The sequence below is a fragment of the Arcticibacter eurypsychrophilus genome, from assembly GCF_001730525.1.
Lineage (GTDB): Bacteria > Bacteroidota > Bacteroidia > Sphingobacteriales > Sphingobacteriaceae > Arcticibacter > Arcticibacter eurypsychrophilus.
In genome coordinates this window covers 17,478-33,312 of record NZ_MDFN01000003.1, presented here as the reverse complement: position 1 = coordinate 33,312, position 15,835 = coordinate 17,478, and the positions used below count along the sequence as shown (strand labels likewise).

Genomic DNA, 15,835 nt, shown 5'->3' with positions numbered 1-15,835 from the left:
TAATGATAAGAATTCTTGCAAATGATGGTATTGACGCTGTTGGTAAGCAATTACTTGAACAAGCTGGCTTTACCGTTCAGACTGAAAATATACCTCAGGGAGAACTTCCTGAAGCTTTAAAAAACTTTGATGCTATTACTGTTCGTAGTGCTACTAAGGTTAGAAAAGATCTTATTGATGCTTGTCCAAACCTTCGGTTAATAGGTCGTGGTGGTGTTGGTATGGATAATATCGATGTTGAATATGCTCGTGAAAAGGGATTGACAGTTGTCAATACACCTGCAGCTTCTTCTCCATCGGTTGCTGAACTGGTTTTTGCTCATCTATTCACCGGAATCCGGTTTTTATATGACTCTAATCGTAAGATGCCGGTTGAGGGTGGTACACAATTCAATAACCTTAAAAAGGCATATGCAAAAGGTGTTGAATTAAAAGGAAAGAAAATTGGTATTATTGGCTTTGGACGTATTGGTCGCGAAACAGCTAAAATTGCTCTAGGTTTAGGAATGGAAGTTCTGGCATATGATTTATACGATGTACCTGCAACTTTAGAATTGAATCTGGCTGGCGGTGTGAATGTTAATGTTCCTTTGAAAAAGGCATCATTCGATGAGCTGATCACTGAAAGTGATTTCATCAGTCTTCATATTCCTTTTTTAGATAAACCTATTTTAGGTAAATCTGAATTTGATAAAATGAAGAATGGTGTTGGTATTGTAAATTGTTCAAGAGGTGGAACTGTTGATGAGGAAGCTCTTATCGAGGCCTTAAATAATGGTACTGTCGGATTCGCAGGATTGGATGTTTACGATAATGAACCAAGCCCTCGTCAGGAGATTCTGACTCATCCTAAGATTTCTTTGACTCCACATATTGGTGCAGCAACGAATGAAGCTCAAGAGCGTATTGGTGTAGAGTTAGCAAACTTGATCATTGATTTCTTTAAAAAATAATCAAATGATATTTTTAAAAAAAGCTGCACTGTATAGTGCGGCTTTTTTTTTACTGTTTAATGTAATTTTTTGAACCGTTTGATATAAAATGCTTTTGATTTCTTGGTCTTAACTATATTGCAACATAAATCTTAATTTACTAATATGCCATTAACAAATAAAAAAAGCCGGATCGTAGTCATTGGTGTTGGAGCTGTAGGTTCTACAACAGCATATACCCTTCTTTTAAGAGAGCGTATGGATGAATTGGTACTCATAGATGCCAATCAAGGTAAGGCTATAGGAGATGCGTTAGATATGAACCACGGCTTGCCTTTTTTGGGTCAGTCTAAAGTTTGGGCCGGTACTTACGAAGATTGTAAGGATGCTGACATTATTATTATCACTGCAGGGGCTTCACAGCGTGAAGGTGAGTCTCGTATTGATTTGTTAAAACGTAATGTAGCCGTTTTTGAAAGCATTACGACAGAGGTGCTGAAGTATAATACGGATGGTATCTTGATTATTGCATCAAATCCAGTAGATATTATGAGCTATTTTACATGGAAGAAATCAGGATGGCCAGTGAACCGAATAATTGGATCAGGTACATTGTTGGATAGTGCTCGATTTAGATACTTGATAGGAGAGAAGCTTAATATTGATTCAAGAAGTGTCCATGCACATATTATTGGTGAACATGGCGATTCTGAATTGCCTTTATGGAGCCTGACTAACGTGGCTGGTTCTGGTATTAATTTCACTGATGATGAAAAAGAAAGCCTGTTTTCAGATACTAAAAATGCTGCTTATCAGATTATAAAATCTAAAGGTGCAACGTTTTATGGAATCGCACTAGCCCTTGACCGGATCTGTACAGCGATTTTACATAATGAAGCGGCTGTGTTGAATGTGTCGACCTTGCTGAATGATTATCATGGCGTGTCTGATGTGTTTTTAGGGGTTCCTTGTGTGGTTGATCGCAATGGGGTTAGAGAAGTGCTGCCTTTAGATATTAATGAATTGGAAAAGAAGCAATTAAATCAATCTGCTCAAAAACTTAAAGATATTATTAGTTCCGTGGCTATGTAAACTCTTTTAAATTTCCAAGAAATAGGATATTAAAGTAAGTGTGGTTATTCTTTTTTATGATACTAAATATAGCTCAACAAGGGTTTAGGATTGTGTGGATTAAACTTAGAAAATTTTTAAATACATCATATAATGGTATCTTATTTTAAAAGCATACTGGGGATATTGTTTTTTTCATTCGTCTCGCTGAGTAGCAGCTTAGCACAGAACACATTCAGGCATTTTTCTATTGGCATTGGTGCTGGTCAGGCATCTACTTTTACCGATTTCTTACATTCTGAGCGTAGGTTATTCGGGTATGCTGAAGTTGATTATTATTTTAGTCCTTATCTAAATATTGGGATTGAAGTACAGGGCGGTTCTATAGCTGGTCATGGTGATCAGATTATATCAAACTTTCAGGGAGATTTTAAATCCTTAACTATTAAGGGAAAAGTGCACGCTGGTGAATTTATCAAGAAGCCTCAAAGGTATGTTGTCTCTCGGGAATCAGTAGGTGATAAGTTATTAAAGGGAATTTATTTGGGTTCAGGAGGTGGAATCTTTACTATCATGAATGGCACAAATTCATCTGAATCCTACAATAATAAAGAATTGTTTATACCTGCTTTAGGCGGAATAGATATGTATATGGGAGCTGAGTCAAGGTTATTATTGAATCTGAACTATCAAATGAATTTTTTGCTTGGCGATAAAATAGACGGCAGCATTAGTCCTGGATCACATAACGATCTTTATCAAACTATTAGTATTGGAATTAGTTATACCATAGGCGGGTTAACTTATTTGTAAAAGCGCATTAAATAATTTCGGCTACAACATAGGTACTACCGCCTATGAAGATGAAGTCATTAATGTCTGCGTTGGCTTTGGCTGCTAATAAGGCTTCGTGTACCGAAGAGTAAGGCTCTCCTGAAAGTCCAGCAGCTTGAGCTTCTTTGGCTAAATCTACGGCTGGCTTAGCACGTTCTATGGCGGGATTACAAAAGTAATACCTGGCTTCTTTGGGTAATAAGGATAGTACTTTAGTAATATCTTTATCTTTCACCATTCCAATAACCATGTGCAGAGTATGGTAAGAAACACGGGCAATATTTTTAATTACTTCCTGAATTCCATCTTCATTATGTCCTGTATCGCATATAGTCAATGGATTATGGTTCAGAATTTGCCATCTTCCCATTAGGCCAGTCAGCTTAGTCACCTGACTTAATCCGGATTGTATTTGTTGATTGCTGATAGAAAATCCGGATAACCGTAATTGTTCAATCGCGCTTAGCACTGTTTTAAGATTCTTAAGCTGGTAAGTACCAGTTAAATCCAGAGATATGTTTAGAAATTCGACACCACCGAATAGAGGAGGTGTTACTTGAATTACTGCCTCTTCCTGAAGATTTGTATTCGAGGGTTTACTAACTTTAAGATTCAGCTCAGCCTCTTTGGAGGCTTTATTATTTTCTATCAACCAACGTTCAGATGCAAGGGTTAAAGGGGAATGCTGCTGCTGTGCTTTATCATCAAACACCTTTTTTACCACTTCATCAGATGCTTCTCCTATAACTACAGGTATACCCTCTTTTATTATTCCAGCTTTCTCTGTTGCAATTTCTTTCAGGGAATTCCCTAGGATGGATACATGGTCGAAACTGATATTGGTGATGACAGAGAGGATGGGATTAATAATATTGGTTGAATCAAGACGCCCCCCTAATCCCACTTCAATAACTGCGAGATCTACCTCCTGAGCTGCAAAATAATCAAAAGCCATTGCCACTGTAACCTCGAAAAAAGAGGGACTAATGGTTTCGATCAGATCCCTTTGTTTATGAACAAAGTCAATAATATCTGCTTCAGCAATCATCTGACCATTTATGCGTATCCTTTCTCTGAAATCACGCAGATGGGGAGAGGTATATAGGCCTGTCTTGTATCCGGCTACCTGGAGCACAGAGGCCAGCATATGAGACACGGATCCTTTTCCATTGGTTCCTGCAATGTGGATGCTCTTAAAGCGTTCCTGAGGATTATTTAAGCTATTACACAATATAATAGTGTTAGCAAGATCCTTCTTTATTGCTGAGGAGCCTTGCTTGGAAAACATAGGTAACCTGGAATATAGATAATCAACTGTCTCTTTGTAGTTCATTTGGTGAAATGTCTGATTGTAATTAAGCTAATTCACCTTAAAGTTAAAAACGACTACTCCAATCTGAACATCAGGAGCAGATTCTAAGCGATTTAAATTAGCACCCAATACCGCTTGTTCACATTTTCTCCATAAACCCTGATCAGATAGGGTTGTACCCTTAACTCCAGCTCTGGCAAAAATAACTTCTCCTGATTTACCTACCCTAATCTCTACGTAAATACGACCGGATAGCTGTCCTTGATCGTTGATCTTAGGTAGATTTACAAACCTACGATTCGCTAAAGTAAGCTTAACATTGCCGAAACCTGATCCACCACTACCATAGTTAGCAGCAAGAGGGTCTCCATCCACGTCACCTTGATTTCCTGGAGTAGTTCCTGTTCCGTCTCCGCCTCCTGAGCCTGTGCTTTTCTTACCTTTATATAGGGCATTTTGATTGACTACAGGTTTGCTTTCTTTTGCTTGAGTAGTGGTTGATGGAGTTGTTGAAGTGCTTTTCTTGGTTGAAGTTTTCACTACAGGAGCGTCTTCCGATTCCTGAGTGACTACTGCTTTATCACTATTTTCTGAAGATGGCGCTGTTGGCTGAGGTTCCGAATTTTCTATCACTTTATCCGGAGGAGTGTTATTTGCATTTGGATCAACGGAAGGTTCCTCAATGCTCATGAAATCGTCTCCCATTCCTACTTCAGCGGTTCCATAGTTTACAACAATCCCACCTGTTCCAATTTCTTGAGGCGGATTCATTCCAAAGCGTATGATGTAGCAAAGCACTAGCATTGCAATCATAAATGCCCCTGCGATCATAAATGCCTTTGGATAATTATTATCTTCCTGGTACTGCATGCGTTTATTTTGGTTCTGTAGCTAATACAAGTTTAATAGACAATCTGTTCGCAATATCCATAATTTGAACAACGTCCTGAATGGCTACCGTGCGATCAACGTATAATATGATGGTTAACGCATCAGCCTTTGTGGACATGGCTAGCAGTCTTCCTTGTATTTCATCTAATTGAACTTGTTGTTTGTCCATGAAATACTCCAAATCCTTCGTCACTGATATGGTAACGGTTTTCTTGGAAACAGATTGTCCTGTATCTGATTTCGGAAGCATCAACTTGATGATGTTTGGATTTGTTACAGTCGATGCAATTAAAAAGAACAGCATCAGGAAGAACATAATGTCACTCATAGCCGAAGCATTCACTTCAACTGTTGGTTTATTTTTCTTTCTTAAATTCATGCTGTTTTATCTACCAGGTTCGTCTAATAGATCAATGAATTCTATCGCGTCTGTTTCCATTCTTAATATCACTCTATCCACCATGATGTTTAAAATATGATATCCTATATAAGCTAAAATACCAATCCCTAAACCTGTTGCAGAAGTAATCATTTTTTCATAAAGACCACCGGCAATGATACCTATACTGATATTATCGGCAAGAGAGATGTTATAAAATATCTTAATAACTCCTAGAATAGTACCCACGAAACCAAGCATCGGAGCTATACCAGCTACAATACCAAGGATACTGATGTTCTTTTCCAACTTGGATACTTCCAGTTTTCCAAGATTTTCTATGGCTCCTTCAATTTCTTTGATCGGACGGCCAATTCTAAGCAATCCTTTTTGTAACATTCTTCCTAATGGTGAATTGCTGTTTCTGCAAACTGCGATTGCGGAATCAAGATGACCTGTTAATATGCTTTGCTTAACCTGAGACATCAAGTCAGAACCTTTACTTGATGCTTTCCGGATTGTAATATATCTTTCAATAAAAATAACTAATCCTAAAAAGAAAAGGATGGCTAAAGGCAACATTACCCATCCACCCTTTAGCAGTAGGTCAAAAAAGCGCAGTTCCTGTGCTTTCTGAGCGGCTTCGACTGCAGCAGTAGCCACAGTATCAGGGGTAACGGTATTAAATGAATCAATCTGTAATAAAAACATGTGTGTTATTTTTTAGCTTTATCGTTTAAATTTAAAATCCAGGCTTCTTTATTAAAATTACTTTGTACTTGTCTTTTTTCAATGTTTGCTTCTTCGTAAGTATGGAATGAGCCAAGGCTTATTTTATACTTAGGTCTGCGGGTATCTTCTACAATTGTCGCCTTTATTCCTCTCTTTTGCAATGTTTTTATGTAGTTTTTAGCTTCTAAGGGTAGTCCAAAAGAAGCTCCGATTACATAGAATTCTTTCGATTTTAAAGTAGGGACTTTATTAATGGTACTTACTGAAATGTTGTTTTTTCCATTCTCTGGCTTAAGCTGTGTCTTTAAAGCTGCTGACGAAGAATCTTGAACATCGGTAGTGTTTTGTTTAAGCGAATCAGCATCTTTCATCGATGAATCAGCATTTTGTATTACTGCTGGAGTCTCTTGCTTTTTAATTTGGGACTGCGCGTTCTGTTCAGGTATCGGTTTATCAGATGTCAGGTTAAATATGGACGGATTGATGATATAAAAATAGCTACCAGAAATGATCAACAGGACTAAAATAATAAATACGACTTTCCATGTTTTTGAAATTGTATGATCACTATCCTGATCGCTGGGTTGTGCTTCGAATACCTCCTTATCAAGCGGTATAAAAACTTTGAAGGGGAATTCTTTTAATTCCGTTAATCCATAATTAGTTATAGAATCAGTTGTCTGCGCAAGCACTAGTCCCGATGGACTGTTTTTAAGTAAACCAATTGGTTGTATTTCAACCTCGTTAAAAGAAGATAAAGATTGTTGAATCTGTGTAATGAACTTGTTTATAAAATAACGGGAAGAAGCTTCAGAAATTTTCTTTACCTGGCTAATATAATGCACCAAAGTATCATCCTGACCATTGAAGGTAGTCTTAAAGCAAATCCTTTCTGATGGGGCATGGAACAGACCCGTACTTTCATTGAAAAAGGCAGATGTTCTTTCTTTGTAAAATGTCCCTACATCTGAAAGACTTATTTCATCATAATCCTTAAGTAATTCCGAAATATAGAGCGAAATGTTCATTCCTGTAAAATTAATCTAAAATGTTAATTTAACAAAGGTGATTAAAATGAATAATTAACACCACCTATTACATTCAAGCCCAGTTGAGGATAATATAAAAGACGTTGATAATCGTTATTCAGCATGTTATTTACTCTCAGAAATATGCCTACTTTTTGCTTATGAACATACTCAGCACCGGCACTAACATCGGCATAACCCTTTACTTTAACAACGCTTGGAGTAGGTAAGTAGACCAATGCGGATGATGCATCATTCAAAACAAGCTCACCATCAATTGTTATTTCTTTAGTAACAGATAACCGGGCGCTGGATGATATCTTAAATTCAGGTTTTAACCAAGCTTTTTCCTGCACATCCATGCTGTAATTATTAACCGTCACCTTTCCTAACCAGCTGAATGCATCAGATACCTTAACATTAATCTCACCTTCTAATCCGGTGACTTTTGCATTGTCATATATGACATCAAAGCGCTCAGGATTCAATGCATTATTGACAAACAAAGGCATATTATCTAATTTCTTATAAAACAGTGTGGCTTTATATCCAAATCCTGCCCCTGCATTCCCTTTAATCCCGCCGTATAAATTAGCAGTTTCTTGTGTGTTTAAAATCTGTAGATTTTGATTTAAATAAGGATTCTCATTAGAGAAATCCCTTAATGTAGATTTGGTTACATCACCTGTATAACCAGCAAATAAGGTGGCAAATTCGGGAATAATAGGCATCTCTGCTGTTACTGTAGGGAAGAGGTTAAAGCCTGAATTCGTGCCAAATTCTTGAACCAAATTAACACCAAGGGATAATTTATATGATTTTCCCTGTAGTTTAATGTATGGATTGGCTCTGAAAATATGATTACCGATATTTAATGAATCTTTTGTTTGTGTAAAATCAAGTGAACTGTTAACACCGATATTGAAATCCTTCCATACCTTGTTTACAAAACCACTTAATGCAACAGCGTTTTCCTTGGCATCAAACTTATCTGATAAAAAGTAAGCATCTGCTTTTACAGCATAATCAAGTTCATCTTCAGCTATATAATTTTTTAACATCTCGCCTTTAAGGCTTATTGTGCTGTACCGTTGCTTTTGAGGATCACTGTTAAAAGTTAAATTAGTAGATGGATCAACTCCATACAAAAAGGTAGAGAATCTGTCAAAGCCTAATTCTCCATTTAAAGTTACTTTATGCAGAATACTTTTACCAAAAATACCTGCATTCTGACGAGATAGTTTTTGACCAGTGATATCACCTTTTTGATTCAAGTGTTTTATAAAGAAACCAGCCTGTAATGCTTCATCCGAACCTGTATTTACATATAGTTCAGCAAGACCAGTGCTGAAGTTCCCCATTCCAAACTTGGCATAATTATTTAAGAGGGGGGGGCGTTCACTATTTATTACTTCTTGAGCCTGTAGCTGACGGATATCACTGTTTAATTCTAATTTCTTGTCAAACATCGAATAAGTCAGCGCTCTTTTAAAAACGCTGTTACTGTTCAAATCCGGACTTCTTCTAATTTTAGCTGCATCAGCCAAAACTGGTTTGTAAGGTCTTTCTACGACAATTTCTTCTGTTAACGTACCAGAAGGTGGTGTTACCTTTTTGGGATCAGTAGGATCTTGCGCATAAGAAACCGAGGTTAGTAGTAGAGCACAAATTGCGAGTGTATATTTAATATTGTTCAGTTTCATTCTAGCCTATTTCTTATTAATTTGTTCAAGCTTTGACTTTGCAGTAGGAAGTACATCATCATTACCTTCATAATTATCTATAATACTTTGTAATGTAGCTTTCGCCTGAAAAGTGTCTTTAACCGCTATATAATTGTCAGCTAACAAGATGTAAGCTTTAGCAACCCAGTAGTCCTGCGACTCCATTCTTTTAACAAGGTCAAGGATACTTTTTTGAGATGCCTTGTAATCTTTCTTCAAATATTCAACATGAGCTAAAGTGTAAAGAGCTTGAGCACCGGTAACTGTTGTATTTGTCTTTGCAACTTCTGTTAATTCTTTACTAGCTGTTGTGGTATCACCCTTCAATAAATAGGCCTTACCTGCATATAAACCAGCTTTGGATTTATCGTCATTTGAAGATCGATCAAATAATTTAACCAGGTTTACATATTTTAACACATCATCCGGCATATCCATATTGCTGTAGGCTTCCATCAGGTTGTTAACGGCAAAGCTATAATTTGCTTTATACTCAGAGGTGGTCTCCAATTTCTTCAAATAAACAACAGCCTCATTATACTTTTTCTGTTGCAGGAAAAGCTTTGAAATACTGATTAAGGCGCGTTCCGTATATTCACTGGTCCAATCATTTAAAATAAAGGTGTAATCAGGAATTGCTTCTTCCGCTCGGTTTAGCTTAACCAGACTTTCTGCACGTATGAATTTAGCATGCTTCTCATATATAGCTTTCGGGAATTTGTCGAAGTAAGCATTCACCGCGTCGAAAGCACCCTGGTAATTACCTCTTAAGAATAGGTTATTAGTCGCCTGGAAGGTAATGTTATCCTGTTCCGAAGTACTAAAGTTACCAATGCTGGTCGTATTGGCATAAGTTAAGAAACCCTCTGCATCGGCTTTATCCAGATAAATATTTTTGATAGATTCCAGTGCAATCTTTGCTTCGTCAGTAGTAGAGTAGTCTTTCACTACGCGTTGGAAAGTAGCTAGAGCTTCGTCATTCTTATCCTGATTGTAATCTACAAGACCCACAGTAACTAAAGCACGTGGTACGTAACTGCTTCTTGGATACTTCTCAATCAGTGCAAGCAAGTCTGTTTTTGATTTTTCATTGTCACCCTTTATAAAATAAGTATAGGCAATTTCAAATCCTGCATCATCTGCATAGTTGGAACTAGGAAACTGTTGAAGCAATAATTCATGAGTAGCAATTTTAGCATCATTTAAATTTTGCAGACCTTGAATCATACCTCTTTGAAACAATGCGTAATCTTCACCGGGACTGTTCCATGCAATGATCTTATTATATTGCTGCATGGCAGCTTCGTAACTTTTCAGTACAAAATAGGAATCTGCCAATCTTAATGTGGCATCGACAATGGTATTTTTATCTTTATCGTCCCCCTTTAAAAAACGTTCAAAGTAAGTTGCCGCTTTACTATAACCTTCAAATTGAAAGGCAGAGTAACCTAATGCATAATTTGAATAATTATAAACATCAGTCTTTTTAGCAGCAGGCATAGCAAGAAACTTTTCAAACTGATTAACAGATTCACCATATTTCCTTACTTCAAACATGGCTTCAGCCAGCCAATAAGTAGCAAGGGCAGCAATTTCTTCATTTAACCCATTACTTTGAGAACGCATAAACATCGAAATACTGTTTTCAAAAGCACGTTCATTATAAAACTCAAGTCCTCTGAAGTAAGTGACTCTCTGGTAAACGATCTGAGTCTCTTCATTCTTATTCTGAATAGTCTCTAATATATTAACCGCTTCCTTAAAGTTTTTGGTGGATAGTAATACATCTCCTAATAAAGTCTTTGCTTCATTAATGCGGGTACTTTTGGGATATGTTTTAATGAATTCGTGAACGGCATCCAGTGCAACGGTGTGAAATTCAAGCTCCTGAGATAGTTTAGCATAATTCAACAACCCTTCTTCTTTTAGCTTAGGATCAAAATCCAGGCGTGAGGCTCTAAAGAATGCATTTCTTGCACTTTGCTTGTTCCCCGTTTTAATCAATGCATTTCCCAGAACTATCATCCCATTCTGGTAATGAACATCAGGAGAACCCATCTTCTCCAACTCCTTTATGGCCTTTTGAGGTTGATCCAATTTAACATAACTATATCCTATTTGATAGTTATCCTGATTATTCTGTGTCTTCCCTTTATCCAGATCCTGAAACTTCAGGTAGTAATTGATTGCTGTTTTATAGTCAGAACGGGCAAAATACGTAGCCGCAACAATTCGATACATCTCAGGTTTATACTGCGCATCTATATCTGCTATCGCAGGTATGGTATATGCTAATACATCATCATACCGTTTATCAAGGAAATAAAGCGCCGAAATATAATATGGATAACTTGCTTTATATCTTGTCGAGTTCTTCAATCGTTCAAACTCCCTTAAAGCAGTCGTGTAGTCAGCACTTAAATAGTTTAAATAGGCATAGTAGTAAATAGAAGATTCGGCATATTCACTTTTACCATCTTTTAACTTTGCAAATAAAGGTTCCGCTTCATTAAAATTTTTAGCAACAAAGTAAGAATAACCCAGTTTGAAACGATATTCATCACTTTCTTTACCAGTCAGATTTCCTGCTTCTGTTTTCTTAAACCACTCAATGGCCTTGTCATAATTTTTTTTATCAAAATATGATTTACCAATTTGAAAGTAGGCTGATTTAGTATTTGCGCTAGAAGGATTTTCTTTTATAAAAGAAAGAAAAAGACTCTCTGCATTATCATTGCCAAGTTCTAATGCACAAACTGCCTGATAAAATTGAGCGTTTTCCTTTAACAGTGAAATCTGCTTGTTTTCAGTCAGTGCCTGAGATGAAGGTGCAATTCTTGATTGTTCTACCCGGCTAAATTGCTCACTTGCAGCAACGTATTTTCTCTTTTCAAATAGTTCTATACCACTTTTATAGGCTTGGTTGATGCTGAACCATTCTGTTTGCTGGGCCTGAACCAATTGAAATAAGCATACAAATGATGTAGCAAGTATATATTTTTTAAGCATGTCTGATTATAAATCGCTAAATAACATTAATAGAACACAATGCACACAATGGATGCTAACAAATGTGGAAACCTGCCAAAATTAACGTTTCAGCATTAAAAACTAGTATGTATTTGAGAAAAGTATTTTCTCAAAATTATTAAAATTTAATTAACTAATTCATTCTAAGGTTTTTGACCCGCCAATAAATATAACACTGCCATCCTTATTGCAACCCCATTTTCTACCTGATCCAGAATAATAGATTGTTTACTATCCGCTACGTCACTCGTTATTTCCACACCACGGTTAATTGGACCAGGATGCATAATAAGAATCTCTTTATCTAAAGAATCAAGAATTTGCTTGTTCAAACCATACATCATCGTATATTCCCTAAGCGAAGGGAAATACTTAATATCTTGTCTTTCCAATTGAATGCGAAGCATGTTTGCTACATCACACCAGTTCAAAGCTTTCAATAAATCGAACTCTACTTTAACACCCAAACTGCCAATATATTTAGGAATCAGGGTAGTTGGTCCGCATACCATCACTTCCGCACCTAATTTCTGTAAGCACAATATATTAGATAAAGCAACCCTGGAATGTAAAATGTCGCCGACTATAGCGATTTTTTTTCCTGCGACATCACCGAATTTCTCCCTGATTGAAAAAGCATCCAATAATGCTTGAGTAGGATGTTCATGTGCCCCGTCTCCAGCATTAATAATCTGGGCGTTTACCTTTTTACTTAAAAAGATCCCAGCTCCAGGATAGGGATGACGAATGACAATCATATCCACTTTCATAGCCAAAATATTATTGACCGTATCAATTAAGGTTTCACCCTTACTCACAGAAGAAGAGGAGGCAGTGAAATTGATGGTATCTGCCGATAGCCTTTTCTGTGCCAGTTCAAAAGACAATCTGGTTCTCGTTGAATTTTCAAAGAAAACATTGGCTATAGTTACATCGCGGAGGGATGGAACTTTTTTAATAGGCCGGTTTAAAACATCTTTAAAAGTATCGGCAGTTTCAAAAATCAATTGAATATCTCTTTCATTCAGATCTTTAATTCCTAAAAGATGTTTTGTACTTAGGCCCTTGCTGTAGTCTGCCATGAATATGTAGCGTTTGTAAACTGAAATTAATGTATAAAATAAATTATTTAATCTTTTTCTGACAATAGAATCACCTTATCTTCCTGATCTGTTTCTTTCCAGGATACAAGTACTTTTTGTGAGTTGATCGAATCTACCTGGATCCCAATATAGTCAGGTTCAATAGGAAGGTGTCTGGAAAATCGCCTGTCTACTAAAACTAATAACTCCACTTTCTGTGGACGACCAAAAGCAAGCATTGCATCCATTGCAGATCGAATAGTACGGCCTGTCCATAATACATCATCTACCAAAATTACTTTTTTCCCCTCAATAATAAAGTCAATCTTCGTGGTATTCGGAAGCAATTGACTTTCCCTTCGTCTAAAATCATCCCTGAAAAAGGTAATATCCAGGTTTCCATTCAAGATTTTAGCATCAGGTAAAATTTGCTGTAGTTCGTAAGCTATTCTGTTGGCCAGATATATTCCTCTGGGTTGGATGCCCAGAATCACTGAATTAGAAAAATCATCATGATTCTCAATCAGCTGATGACACAGCCTCATTATAGTAATCTGAAATTTTTGACCGTCAAGCAGAGTTAAGTTTTGCATTTTATGGTTTGGGCAAAATTATAAAAAAATAAATCATTTTAATAAAAAAAGCCCTGCCGTATTAAATTACGACAGGGCTTTTTCTTAATAAAGAAAGAATTTATTTAGCTTCTTCCTTGGTTTCATCATCTGCAGCAGGTTCAACAGTTGCAGCAGGCTCAACAGGAGCAGGAACTTCTGCTTCAGTAAGAGCTTCAGTTTCATCTGCAGCTGGTTCAACAGCAGCAACCTCAGCTGGAGCAACAACAGGCTCAGCAACCGCAGCTGGTTCAGCAGCAGTCTTTGATTTGCGGGCCTGACTTTCAGCACCTTCCATCTGTTGTTTCAATTGAGCTAATACACTAAGATCACCTAATGTAGATTTTTCAACTGAATCTTTCACCTTCTTCACTGCATTGACAGTTGCTTTCTGATCATTTTTCTTTTGAGTAACCTCAGCAGATCTTGCATCAGAACGTGCATCTTCCCAAATACGTGAATGAGAAACTACGATACGTTTAGAATCCTTACTGAATTCAATAATTTTGAATTCAGCAGTTTCCTCAGCCTTAAGCGCTTTTCCATCTTCTTTGATCGAATGTTTGCTTGGAGAGAATCCTTCAACACCATAAGGTAAAGCAACGATAGCTCCCTTTTCAGTTACCTTTAAAACAGTACCTTCATGTATAGAATCCACAGTAAAAATAGTTTCAAAAGTATCCCAAGGATTTTCTTCTAATTGCTTATGACCAAGGCTTAATTTACGGTTATCCTCATCTAATTCCAAAACAACAACATTTAAAACTTCGCTTACCTTAGTAAACTCATTTGGATGGTTGATCTTTTTAGACCATGAAAGGTCAGAGATGTGAATTAAACCGTCGATACCTTCTTCAATTTCAACAAATACACCGAAGTTAGTCATGTTCTTAACTATAGCAGTATGTTTGCTTCCGATAGGATATCTGGCAGCGATATTCTGCCAAGGGTCTGGTGTCAATTGTTTGATACCCAGGCTCATTTTACGCTCATCGCGATCCAATGTTAATACCTGCGCTTCAACTTCATCACCTACCTTCAGGAATTCCTGAGGATTACGTAGGTTTTGAGACCATGACATTTCTGATACGTGGATTAATCCTTCTACACCTGGAGTGATTTCAAGGAAAGCACCGTAATCAGCAACAGTAACAATTTTACCCTTAACTCTTGAACCAATTTCAATGGTAGTATCCAAAGATGCCCAAGGATGAGGAGTAAGTTGTTTTAAACCTAATGCGATACGTTTCTTCTCATCATCAAAATCAAGTACAACCACATTGATCTTCTGATCAAGCGCTAATACTTCTTTTGGATGCTCGATACGACCCCAGGAAATATCTGTAATGTGCAATAAACCGTCAACTCCACCTAGATCAATAAACACACCGAAATCAGTGATGTTTTTAACAGTTCCTTCAAGAACCTGTCCTTTTTCTAGTTTAGCAACAATCTCTGTTTTTTGATTCTCAAGATCATCCTCAATAAGAACCTTATGTGAAACAACCACGTTTTTAAACTCATGATTGATTTTAACCACCTTGAATTCCATTGTTTTGCCCACGTAAATATCGTAATCACGGATTGGTTTAATATCAATCTGTGATCCTGGAAGGAATGCTTCAACTCCCATGATATCCACAATAAGACCACCTTTAGTACGACTCTTAACGTAACCGTTAATGATTGTGTCATTTTCCAAAGCTTCATTGATAAGCTCCCATGATCTCTGAGTCTTAGCACGTTTACGTGAAAGAACCAATTGACCATTAGCATCTTCCTGTGATTCTACAAATACGTCAACTGAATCACCTACCTTCAAATCCGGTGTATCGCGGAATTCTGATAAGGATACCATTCCATCAGATTTAAATCCAATGTTTAATACAACGTCTTTGTTGTTAATTGATACAACAATACCTGCGATGATCTCACCCTTGCTGATCGAATTAAATGTTCCGGCATACATGTCTTCCAGTCTGGTGCGTTCTTCGTCGCTGTAGTTACCAAAACCTTTTTCATCTGCATCCCAGTCGAAATCGCCGGTTGGCGTAATTAGTGTTTTAGACTTAATGTCTTCAATTGACAAAGAATCAGCCTCTGATTCAATGCTTTCTTTAACCGTGTTGGTTTCTTCATCATGGAGTTCTGCTGTTGTAGCTTCTAGCTCCTTTTCTGCTTCTTGTTTTTTGGCCATTAATTAATTTAT

13 protein-coding genes are annotated in these 15,835 nt (G+C 37.0%); 3 read left to right on the top strand and 10 right to left on the bottom strand.

What is annotated here, in order from left to right:
* The first annotated feature begins 2 nt into the window (after window positions 1-2).
* The 3 genes from BFL47_RS02610 to BFL47_RS02600 all read left to right on the top strand — a co-directional run bounded on the left by BFL47_RS02610 (window position 3) and on the right by BFL47_RS02600 (window position 2,816).
* The gene (locus BFL47_RS02610) at window positions 3-953 is read left to right on the top strand and encodes a D-2-hydroxyacid dehydrogenase (protein ID WP_170827251.1); all 951 of its coding nucleotides are present in this window, start codon (window positions 3-5) and stop codon (window positions 951-953) included.
* Between the two features lie 144 nt (window positions 954-1,097).
* Window positions 1,098-2,024 (top strand): L-lactate dehydrogenase, encoded by a 927-nt coding sequence (locus BFL47_RS02605; protein WP_069658245.1) that lies wholly within the window; start codon window positions 1,098-1,100, stop codon window positions 2,022-2,024.
* 132 nt (window positions 2,025-2,156) lie between these two features.
* Entirely contained in the window at window positions 2,157-2,816 is a 660-nt protein-coding gene (locus tag BFL47_RS02600) for a hypothetical protein (RefSeq protein ID WP_069658244.1), read from the top strand.
* Between the two features lie 7 nt (window positions 2,817-2,823).
* Here the strand turns inward: BFL47_RS02600 and BFL47_RS02595 are convergent, their stop codons facing one another.
* The 10 genes from BFL47_RS02595 to rpsA all read right to left on the bottom strand — a co-directional run bounded on the left by BFL47_RS02595 (window position 2,824) and on the right by rpsA (window position 15,823).
* Entirely contained in the window at window positions 2,824-4,170 is a 1,347-nt protein-coding gene (locus BFL47_RS02595) for a bifunctional folylpolyglutamate synthase/dihydrofolate synthase (protein ID WP_069658243.1), read from the bottom strand.
* 27 nt (window positions 4,171-4,197) lie between these two features.
* On the bottom strand, window positions 4,198-5,019 hold the full coding sequence (locus BFL47_RS02590; protein WP_069658242.1) for an energy transducer TonB: 822 nt from the start codon (window positions 5,017-5,019) through the stop codon (window positions 4,198-4,200).
* 4 nt (window positions 5,020-5,023) lie between these two features.
* Window positions 5,024-5,419, bottom strand: coding sequence for an ExbD/TolR family protein (locus tag BFL47_RS02585; RefSeq protein WP_016193472.1), 396 nt, complete (start codon window positions 5,417-5,419; stop codon window positions 5,024-5,026).
* 6 nt (window positions 5,420-5,425) lie between these two features.
* On the bottom strand, window positions 5,426-6,130 hold the full coding sequence (locus BFL47_RS02580) for a MotA/TolQ/ExbB proton channel family protein (protein WP_069658241.1): 705 nt from the start codon (window positions 6,128-6,130) through the stop codon (window positions 5,426-5,428).
* Window positions 6,131-6,135: 5 nt separating this feature from the next.
* A complete protein-coding gene (locus BFL47_RS02575; protein ID WP_069658240.1) occupies window positions 6,136-7,179 on the bottom strand; it encodes an SPOR domain-containing protein in 1,044 nt (347 codons plus the stop codon).
* Between the two features lie 41 nt (window positions 7,180-7,220).
* Window positions 7,221-8,882, bottom strand: coding sequence for a TonB-dependent receptor (locus tag BFL47_RS02570; protein WP_069658239.1), 1,662 nt, complete (start codon window positions 8,880-8,882; stop codon window positions 7,221-7,223).
* A 6-nt stretch (window positions 8,883-8,888) separates the two neighbouring features.
* Window positions 8,889-11,912, bottom strand: a complete 3,024-nt coding sequence (locus tag BFL47_RS02565; protein WP_069658238.1) for a tetratricopeptide repeat protein — start codon at window positions 11,910-11,912, stop codon at window positions 8,889-8,891.
* Between the two features lie 164 nt (window positions 11,913-12,076).
* On the bottom strand, window positions 12,077-13,015 hold the full coding sequence (locus tag BFL47_RS02560) for an aspartate carbamoyltransferase catalytic subunit (protein WP_069658237.1): 939 nt from the start codon (window positions 13,013-13,015) through the stop codon (window positions 12,077-12,079).
* 47 nt (window positions 13,016-13,062) lie between these two features.
* Window positions 13,063-13,608: a bifunctional pyr operon transcriptional regulator/uracil phosphoribosyltransferase PyrR gene (gene pyrR, locus BFL47_RS02555; RefSeq protein WP_069658236.1), complete on the bottom strand. Its 546-nt coding sequence runs from the start codon at window positions 13,606-13,608 to the stop codon at window positions 13,063-13,065.
* Window positions 13,609-13,708: 100 nt separating this feature from the next.
* Window positions 13,709-15,823, bottom strand: a complete 2,115-nt coding sequence (gene rpsA / locus BFL47_RS02550; protein ID WP_069658235.1) for a 30S ribosomal protein S1 — start codon at window positions 15,821-15,823, stop codon at window positions 13,709-13,711.
* Window positions 15,824-15,835 lie beyond the last annotated feature (12 nt).

Coding starts and splice junctions, on each gene's coding strand:
- BFL47_RS02565 (WP_069658238.1), bottom strand. CDS start 11,912: ATGCTTAAAAAATATATACTTGCTACATCATTTGTATGCTTATTTCAA.
- BFL47_RS02580 (WP_069658241.1), bottom strand. CDS start 6,130: ATGTTTTTATTACAGATTGATTCATTTAATACCGTTACCCCTGATACT.
- BFL47_RS02610 (WP_170827251.1), top strand. CDS start 3: ATGATAAGAATTCTTGCAAATGATGGTATTGACGCTGTTGGTAAGCAA.
- BFL47_RS02590 (WP_069658242.1), bottom strand. CDS start 5,019: ATGCAGTACCAGGAAGATAATAATTATCCAAAGGCATTTATGATCGCA.
- rpsA (WP_069658235.1), bottom strand. CDS start 15,823: ATGGCCAAAAAACAAGAAGCAGAAAAGGAGCTAGAAGCTACAACAGCA.
- BFL47_RS02600 (WP_069658244.1), top strand. CDS start 2,157: ATGGTATCTTATTTTAAAAGCATACTGGGGATATTGTTTTTTTCATTC.
- BFL47_RS02595 (WP_069658243.1), bottom strand. CDS start 4,170: ATGAACTACAAAGAGACAGTTGATTATCTATATTCCAGGTTACCTATG.
- BFL47_RS02585 (WP_016193472.1), bottom strand. CDS start 5,419: ATGAATTTAAGAAAGAAAAATAAACCAACAGTTGAAGTGAATGCTTCG.
- BFL47_RS02560 (WP_069658237.1), bottom strand. CDS start 13,015: ATGGCAGACTACAGCAAGGGCCTAAGTACAAAACATCTTTTAGGAATT.
- BFL47_RS02575 (WP_069658240.1), bottom strand. CDS start 7,179: ATGAACATTTCGCTCTATATTTCGGAATTACTTAAGGATTATGATGAA.
- BFL47_RS02605 (WP_069658245.1), top strand. CDS start 1,098: ATGCCATTAACAAATAAAAAAAGCCGGATCGTAGTCATTGGTGTTGGA.
- pyrR (WP_069658236.1), bottom strand. CDS start 13,608: ATGCAAAACTTAACTCTGCTTGACGGTCAAAAATTTCAGATTACTATA.
- BFL47_RS02570 (WP_069658239.1), bottom strand. CDS start 8,882: ATGAAACTGAACAATATTAAATATACACTCGCAATTTGTGCTCTACTA.